Origin of the sequence: uncultured Amnibacterium sp. (genome assembly GCF_964244015.1) — a bacterium.
GTDB lineage: Bacteria > Actinomycetota > Actinomycetes > Actinomycetales > Microbacteriaceae > Amnibacterium.
In genome coordinates, this window is the sequence record NZ_CAXTHO010000218.1 from 1 (window position 1) to 2066 (window position 2066).

Below are 2066 nucleotides of genomic sequence, written 5' to 3' on the forward strand. Positions count from 1 at the left end.
TCGCCGCGGCGAGGTCCGTCCGCAGCGTGCCTGCGGCGGTCGGCAGCTCGGGGACGCCGTACGTCCACGCGCCATGCCAGTCGCCTGGATAGAACGCGCGCCAGTCGTCCTCGCTCGTGAGCCGGTGGTCGGCGCCCGCGTCGATCACGAGCACGTCGTCGGGCAGCTGAGCGCCGAGCGCACCCGACCGGCCGTGCGGGAGCGCGAGGAACACCACGTCGTGGCCCGCCAGCACCTCCGGCGTCGTCTCCTGAATGACGAGATCCGCGTGCGTCACGAGGTGCGGCTGCACCTCGCCGATGCGGCGGCCGGCACTCGTGTTCCCGGTGACCGTGACGACCTCGAGATCGGGATGCTGCGCGATCAGGCGCAGCAGCTCGCCGCCGGCGTAGCCGCTCGCACCCGCGACGGCGACCCGGATTCCCACTCCGGAAGCGTACCGACCCCGAGATGCGCCCCTCTCCTGGCGCCGGAGGTGGAGGCTGTGCGCATGAAGCCGTTCGAGATCCGTGCGCCCCGCTCGGACGAGCTGCGCCGGCTGGCCCAGCTCAAGATCGACTGGGCCGGGCTCGACCCACGACCGGGCAAGGGCGCCGAGTGGGCGTACGCCGACGAGCTGTCGGCGTGGATGGACCGGATGGGCGACCGCATGCTGTGCCGGGTCGCCGTCATGGGCGACGTGCTCGTCGGGATGGGGTGGTTGGTCGTGTTCGAGCGGGTACCCGACTTCGGCGACCGGCGGAGGAAGACGGGCGATCTGCAGAGCGTCTACGTGACGCCCGGCAAGCGCGGCCACGGCATCGGCCTGGCGCTGGTCGAAGCGCTCTGCGCGGAGGCGGACCGGCGCGGCGTGGCGCGCCTGACCGTCCACGCGAGCACGCCGGCGATCGAGCTGTACGAGGCCGCCGGCTTCCGCACCGGCGCGACGCTGCTCGACCGCAGCAACCCGGAGCCGCCGGAGGGGTGAGGTGTGGTGTTCACGGATCAGGGGATTCGGTAGGCGCGGAGCGCCACCGAATCCCCTGATCCGTGAACACCACTACTCGCGGAGGTGGGCGCCTGTGCGCTCGGCCGCCACGGCGACGCCCGCTTCCTTCGCCGCGGTCGCCTCCGCCGCGGTGAGGGTGCGGTCGGGTGCGCGGAAGCGGAGCGCGAAGGTCAGCGACTTCGTCCCCTCCGGCAGCCCGGCGCCCCGGTAGTCGTCGACCAGCTCGATCGTCTCGAGCAGCGGGCCCGCTCCGGAGATCAGCGCGTCGCGCACGTCGCCTGCGGGCACCTGGTCCGGAGCGACGAGGGAGACGTCCTGCGTCGCGGCGGGCATCGAGGAGATCGGCGCGAAGGCGACCGCCGCCGGCACGGCCGCGATGAGCGCGTCCACGTCGATCTCGACCGCGGCGACCCGGCCGGGCACGTCGTCCACCGAGCCGGGCAGCAGCTCGCCCACGACCCCGACCGCGGTCTCGACGGCGTCGCCGACCATCACCTCGGCTGACCGCGTGGGGTGGAACCCGGCTGCGCCGCCCTCCTGCCGGATGCGCACGGGGACCCCGACGGCTGCACCGATCCTCAGGGCGGCGTCGACCGCGTCGCGCCAGTCGACGGGCTCGGCCGGCTGACCCGGCCCCTTCGGCAGCCGGTCGCCGGTCAGCACGACGGCGACGTGCGTGGGCTGCGGAGGAAGGTCGCCCGCGAGCCGGGAGAGCAGGTCGGGGGCCGGCCGCGCGCCGATCGGCGGCAGCTCGGCGGTGCCGTAGGAGCCTCCCTCGGCGGGTCGGAACACGAGACCGAGCTCGAACAGCGCGAGATCGGTCGTGCCGCGCGCGCGGTTGCGTCTGACCGCGTCGAGCAGCCCTGGTAGCAGCGATCGGCGCAGCAGCGGCGCGGAGGCGTCGAGCGGGTTCGCGACCCGCATCGACGGTCCGGCCGCATATGCCTCCTGCTGCATGGAGGACACGAGCGGGTAGGACTGCACCTCGAACCCACCCGAGGCGGCGAGCACGGTGCCGATCGAACGGCGCAGCCGTTGCGAGCGGGTGAGCCCGCGCCCGGGAGGGGCGACCGGCAGC

Annotated in this window: 1 protein-coding gene and 2 pseudogenes; 1 reads left to right on the top strand and 2 read right to left on the bottom strand. The window is 74.1% G+C overall.

The genetic code is table 11. From position 1 onward, the window contains the following. Positions 1-427, bottom strand: a pseudogene (locus ACFE67_RS14995) (N-acetyl-gamma-glutamyl-phosphate reductase); the annotation flags it as partial. Positions 428-490: 63 nt separating this feature from the next. On the opposite strand from ACFE67_RS14995, the gene ACFE67_RS15000 reads away from it, so the two are divergent. Beyond that, positions 491-967, top strand: a complete 477-nt coding sequence (locus tag ACFE67_RS15000) for a GNAT family N-acetyltransferase (RefSeq protein WP_375407669.1) — start codon at positions 491-493, stop codon at positions 965-967. A 72-nt stretch (positions 968-1039) separates the two neighbouring features. Here ACFE67_RS15000 and ACFE67_RS15005 read toward each other — a convergent pair. Further along, positions 1040-2066, bottom strand: a pseudogene (locus ACFE67_RS15005) (phenylalanine--tRNA ligase subunit beta); the annotation flags it as partial.